The sequence below is a fragment of the Protofrankia sp. CiP1_Cm_nod3 genome (assembly GCF_982290655.1).
Map to the genome: position 1 here is coordinate 1 of NZ_CEVIVD010000106.1, position 5,268 is coordinate 5,268.

General features: G+C 70.2%; 5 protein-coding genes. 2 read left to right on the top strand and 3 right to left on the bottom strand.

The window, feature by feature from the left end:
* Positions 1-1,315 precede the first annotated feature (1,315 nt).
* Together AC5LUJ_RS17815 and AC5LUJ_RS17820 are read right to left on the bottom strand one after the other, a co-directional pair.
* A complete protein-coding gene (locus tag AC5LUJ_RS17815; protein ID WP_445548290.1) occupies positions 1,316-1,450 on the bottom strand; it encodes a hypothetical protein in 135 nt (44 codons plus the stop codon).
* Between the two features lie 1,033 nt (positions 1,451-2,483).
* The gene (locus tag AC5LUJ_RS17820) at positions 2,484-3,044 is read right to left on the bottom strand and encodes a methyltransferase domain-containing protein (protein ID WP_250282925.1); all 561 of its coding nucleotides are present in this window, start codon (positions 3,042-3,044) and stop codon (positions 2,484-2,486) included.
* Between the two features lie 153 nt (positions 3,045-3,197).
* Between AC5LUJ_RS17820 and AC5LUJ_RS17825 the strand changes: the two genes are divergently transcribed.
* On the top strand, positions 3,198-4,022 hold the full coding sequence (locus AC5LUJ_RS17825) for a TrmH family RNA methyltransferase (RefSeq protein ID WP_493465340.1): 825 nt from the start codon (positions 3,198-3,200) through the stop codon (positions 4,020-4,022).
* A 74-nt stretch (positions 4,023-4,096) separates the two neighbouring features.
* Here the strand turns inward: AC5LUJ_RS17825 and AC5LUJ_RS17830 are convergent, their stop codons facing one another.
* Positions 4,097-4,696, bottom strand: a complete 600-nt coding sequence (locus AC5LUJ_RS17830) for a hypothetical protein (protein ID WP_250282929.1) — start codon at positions 4,694-4,696, stop codon at positions 4,097-4,099.
* Between the two features lie 72 nt (positions 4,697-4,768).
* On the opposite strand from AC5LUJ_RS17830, the gene AC5LUJ_RS17835 reads away from it, so the two are divergent.
* Positions 4,769-5,268, top strand: a 500-nt coding sequence (locus AC5LUJ_RS17835) for a MarR family transcriptional regulator (protein ID WP_493465335.1), incomplete at its 3' end; no start/stop codon positions are given.

The window sequence follows — 5,268 nt, forward strand, 5'->3', positions numbered from 1 at the left end:
CGCCCCGGACCAGGGCATGCGGTGGACATCGCCCCACAGCCGCACTCAGCTGAACGTTGCGAGACAAGCCGCGGGCCATGTGCGGGTCCGGACTGGCCGCGACACGCGCGCGGCGCGGCTGTCGGCCTCTCAGCCTTGATCGTAAAAGGCGAGCAGCTCGGCAGTACGCGCCGCCGCTTCGAGAGGGTGCCGTCCTCTCCGATCCGCCGGGGATGCTGACCAGCAGGTTGCGTGATCGTGCCGGACCGCATCCGGCTTCTTCGGGGCTGTTTCGGGGACGGCGTCATCAACGAGGGTCTGGCGGCGCGGTGGTCGGCGTACCGCGCCCGAGCCGTGCGGAGTGCGCAACGCGGGTGCGGACCAAGAAGCGGCCCGACTACCTAAAGATGCTGGTGAGACGCCTGAGCCTACGCCAGGACGATCGATACCACCCCTTGGATACACATGGCAAGTGGTGTTCGCGTGCCAGAAAGGCCGTGAGCAACGGTGGGCGCACATGTCGGTGTGCTGGGCGCGTAGACGACGGTGGTCCTGCTTGGGAGGTTAGGCGGCGGGCGGGCGCCGGGCGAGCACGCCCGCGATGAGGGTGGCGACCGCTGGCGGGACGGGTGGGGCCTCGGCAAGTGTCTCGGCCAGCCAGCGCGCCACCGCATCGACGTCCGATTCGGCATTGTGGGCGTTCTGCACTCCGGCCGGAGGGTGGGCCGTCGGTCCGTCGGTGTCCGGCCCCACTGTGGCGCCGTTCCCGCCGGTGTCCTCCGTGTCGGCCTGCGGTGGCCCGTCCCCTGTTTGCGGTGGATCGTCGCACGAGTCGGCGGGTGCAGGACGGCGGACGCGGGACGGGCGGACGCGGGACAGATCGACTACGGCACCTCACAGAACCGGCGGCGGAAATGCGGCAAATAAAAGCTAACCGGACTATCCGATACCGCCAACAGGGCGCGTTCCGTCGACCGCTTCCGCCAGCTCCCACGGTTAGATACGATGCCAATTGCGGCATGATTCCTGGCTCGCTTGGGTGGGTGTCAGATGCCGGCCGACCTGCATCGATGTGTCACCTCGGACCTACCCGATAGACAGGTAGGTGGATGGGCGGTCCGGTAGGTAAACGGACGGGCGGCCCGTAAAGGAACAGACTTTTCGGTCATTTTCCCGTAAAACAGGCAATGATATGTGACGTAGATCACACAAGACCCAGGGTGTCGGTGGTAGCCCAATCCTTCCATCGGACGAGGTTGCAGCGCGGAAAGGCGGGGGTCGCACCCCTGGGCGGGGCCGGACGACCCGAGGGAGCCTTGCGTGGGCGGTCTTGTGGTCAGCCCCCGCCGGTGCTCAGTGCGGAGATGGAGATGACGGTGACCTGGGTGGTGGAGACGGTGGTGAGGCCGTTGAACACGCCGGTCTGGCCGGCGCCGGTCCAGGTGACATTCCAGGTGACGGTGGTGGTCATGGGGAACACGCCGCCGGGCTGGTCGTCGGAGACGGTCTGGTAGGTGTGGCCGCAGTCCGGTGAGGACGCTTTCGGGTCGATGTCGGGCCGGTAGGGGGGGTACCGGGGCCGGTGCAGCGGACCTGGGCGCCGTCACCCATCGCCCAGACGACCTCGGCGGGGGTGGCGACGGCGGTCACCGACACGCCTCCGGCGGCAGCCGTGGCGGAGACGGGATGCCAGCTGCTGGGGTCGAGCCACATCCAGGTTGGGAGACGAATGAGCTGCCGGCCGGTCGGGCTGAGTGCGATCGTCGGGCCTTGGAGGCGGAGCTGGTTGCGGGCCTGTTCGGCGAGGGCCGCCGGGTCGGGGGCGGCAGCCGCCGGACCGGCCTGTCCGTCCGGTATCCAGACCGGGGGCCGGTAGAGCGCGTCGCGCCACCCGTCGTTCTGGCACTGGTAGACGTACCAGGCCCCAGACTGCCTGTCCGGGGCGGTCGCGGCAGGCAGTACGCGCAGCGACCCCGGCCGGTGAACCGCAGCCACTACGTGCGGTCCGCCGTCGCGCGGGATGGAGCGGAACGCAACTGGCCGGATCGGGTCTCCTTCGGGCTGGAAGTCGCTGCGGGTGTAGGAGCACGTTGCGAGTTCCGACGGGTCGAGCGACACATCACCAGGCGGACGCACCGCCCCGCCGCTGGCCGTGCCGCCCTGCGACCCACCGCCACGCGGCGCCGGGCGAGCATCCCCGTCCGGTGGGAGCTGGGGGCTGCCGTTCTGCCCGGCTGCAAGTTCACATCCCGGGTAGGGGTTCTGGTCGCAGTCCGCGGAGGTGAAGATGTCGGCGTAGGCGGGCCGACCGCGAGGACGCCCAGCAGGCAGACGGCGACAGGGACGACGCGCTTCAGCATGACCCGAGTCCCTCGACGGCGAACCGGGTGACCTTCCACGACCCGTCCTCGTGCAGGCGAACTTCGGAGGTGATCGCCCGTCGACCGCCGGGTTCGTCGGTGAACGACGGCCCCGCCGTGCGGTATCGCAGCCAGTTCGAGCTGTCAGCGCAGTCGAACACCATCACCGTCTTCGGCGCCTCCGGCGGGCTGACCGAGGTGACCTCCGGATGCAGCACAGGCGCCCCCCGTGCTACCAGCCCGTTGTAATGATCGGTGGATCGATGCGGTGGCTTCGGCGGCGGTGGGGGGATGGGTTTCGATGGTGACCACGGGTGCGTGGCTGAGGTGCGCGATGAGGGCGGCGTTGTAGCCGGTGCCGGCGCCGATCTCCAGGACCCGGTGGCCGGGGCGCAGGTCGAGTGCTTCGAGCGTCCTGGCCATGATCGTTGGTGTGGAGGAGGACGACGGTACGGCGCCGGTGCGGGTGAGCAGCGGCTGGCCGCTGTAGACGATGTCGAGCACATCCGCTGTGGGGATGCTGTCCTGTGGGACGGGGATGTGCTGGTCACCGAGGCGGAAGTGGGTCAGGCAGCGGTCCCGGCGCACGGTGGCGAACGCGGCTTGGACCCGGTCGGTGCGGATCGCGCCGGTGGCGCGCAGCGTCGCGGCGTCGTCGGCGAGGCGGGCGGCTATCGGGCCGGTGGCCGTGTCCGGTGTGCTCACGCGGGCTCCTGACGGGGATGACCGTGGACTGACGGTGACGATGCTCAGATGGTGATGGTGGGTGTGTAGAGCAGGTGCGGGTTGACCGGTTCGGCCAGCCAGGGGGCGTAGCCGCGGGAGCCGAGGCCGGGGGATGGGAGCGGGTTGGACGTCATAGAGATCGACGATCCGGCGGACGAGCGGGTCCGCGACTACGTGGGGCTGACCGACGTGGCCCTGCGGCGGCGGCGGGAACCGGCCGAGGGCCTGTTCATCGCCGAGGGTGAGATGGTCATCGAACGGGCCCGGCGGGCTGGTTACCGTCCGCGATCGTTGCTGGTGGGGCCGGCGAAGGTCGCGACCGTCCCAACCGATCTGGAGCCGGATGTGCCGGTCTACCTCGCCGGCCCGGACGTGCTCGCCACGATCACCGGGTTCCAGGTGCACCGCGGGGCGCTCGCGTCGATGTGCCGCCGCCCGCCGGCCCCGGCGGCGGACGTGCTGGCCACGGCGCGGCGGGTGCTGGTCTGCGAGGACATCGTCAGCCACACCAACCTGGGCGCGATCTTCCGCTCGGCGGCCGGGCTCGGGATGGACGCCGTCCTGCTCAGCCCGTCGTGCGCCGACCCGCTGTACCGGCGGGCGGTGCGGGTGTCGATGGGGGAGGTGTTCGCCGTCCCGTACGCCCGTCTCGACCCGTGGCCGGCGGCGTTGTCCCTGCTGGTGGACATTGGCTTCACGCTGGTCGCGCTCACGCCGTCCGCCACCGCCGTGCCGCTGGACGGGCTTGAGGCGGGTCCGGGTGACCGGCTGGCCGTGCTGCTCGGCTCGGAGGGCCCCGGGCTGACCCGGGACGCCCTGGAGGCGGCCACCGTCCGGGTGCGGATTCCGATGGCGCACGGTGTGGACTCCCTCAACGTCGCCGCCACCGCGGCGATCGCCTGCTACGTGCTGGGTGCCGGGAACGCCCGGTCGCTGGACGCGCGGACACCGCGATGATCATTTGCCCACGTGCCGGCCCGGCCACTGCGCGCCGCGGATCGTTCCGGGGCCGCTCTTCGACTACTTTTTGATCATTCTGTGCTGCGGATGTGGATGGCCTCCTCCTCCGGCGCGCCTGTCGGCCTGGCCCTGTCGCGGCCGCGGGCGCGGCCGCCGACCGGCCCGTGTCCGACGAGTTCGGCTGTTGTCGCCGTCCGTACGCCCTCGTCGTCGGCGAGCAGGGCCGGCACGTCGTCCGGCTCCCCGTCGCCGTCGAGGGCGGCCGGCCGCTCGACGGCGTCCTCGGCCGAGAAGCGGCCGTCGGCCGAGGAGTACACGTCGAACTCCAGGACCTCACCGGACTCCAGTCGCGCCGCCTCGTCGTACGGATCCGGCTCGGGCTGCTCCTGGGCGAGCAGCGAGTCCAGTGACTCGCCGGCACGTTGTTCCTGAGCGGTGGTGCCGAAGCGTTCACCCGGGCCGAAGCGGTCCGGCGGATCCCAGCCGTCGTCGAGCGGGTCGAAACCGCGGTCGGTCGAGCCCAGGCCGTCGCTGTCGAGGCTTTCGGACTGTTCGAGTGGGCTTCCGTACGTGTTGATGTAGCCACTGCCGGGATAGCCGCCGTCGGGATAGCCGCTGTTGAAGTGGCCGCTGTCGACGTCGTTGCCGCCGTCCGGGATCGGCTGCGTCATCGCTGTATCCTCCTGATCGAACCAGAGCTCTCGGGGCATCGCCGGCCGATCCCCGATCGCAAAGGACGGGCCATGGCGGCCGGTCTTGTCCGTCAAGACCATTCCCCTGACGGCCTGGTGCTAACGCCCACCGGCCGTCCCGCGGCCAATGCTCACCGCTGGCCGGTGGAGTCCCGTCGGCCGCGTCGTCACCGGTTCAGCGTCGTCTTCTGCGAGGAGCGCCGGACACACTACGGTTGGACGACGGACGATGAAGCGAACCCACCCTGTTTGCAACCCCACCGTCGATGGCGTATAGCGTTCATGTTCGTGTCTACTGTTGCGGACCGCATTCTTGAGCGGCTGGCAAAGGTCCCGGCCGGCCTGGATGACGGACAGCTGGCGGAAGTGCTCCAGGTGCGCCGCCAGACTGTGAACCAGATCTGTCGGCGCCTGTCGGACAAGGGCCGTCTGCACCGTGCGCCAGGCCCGAACGGTCGCATCATCAACCGCCTGCTGCCGCAGCACGACGCCTACCCCAGGTCTGTCCCGGCGCGGCCGGATGACACATCCGCCCCGGCCGAGCCGGCCGA

What these genes read in the sequence shown, in the direction of transcription:
- AC5LUJ_RS17815 (WP_445548290.1), bottom strand. Translation starts at nt 1,450, where the DNA reads ATGACCACCACCGTCACCTGGAATGTCACCTGGACCGGCGCCGGCCAG.
- AC5LUJ_RS17830 (WP_250282929.1), bottom strand. Translation starts at nt 4,696, where the DNA reads ATGACGCAGCCGATCCCGGACGGCGGCAACGACGTCGACAGCGGCCAC.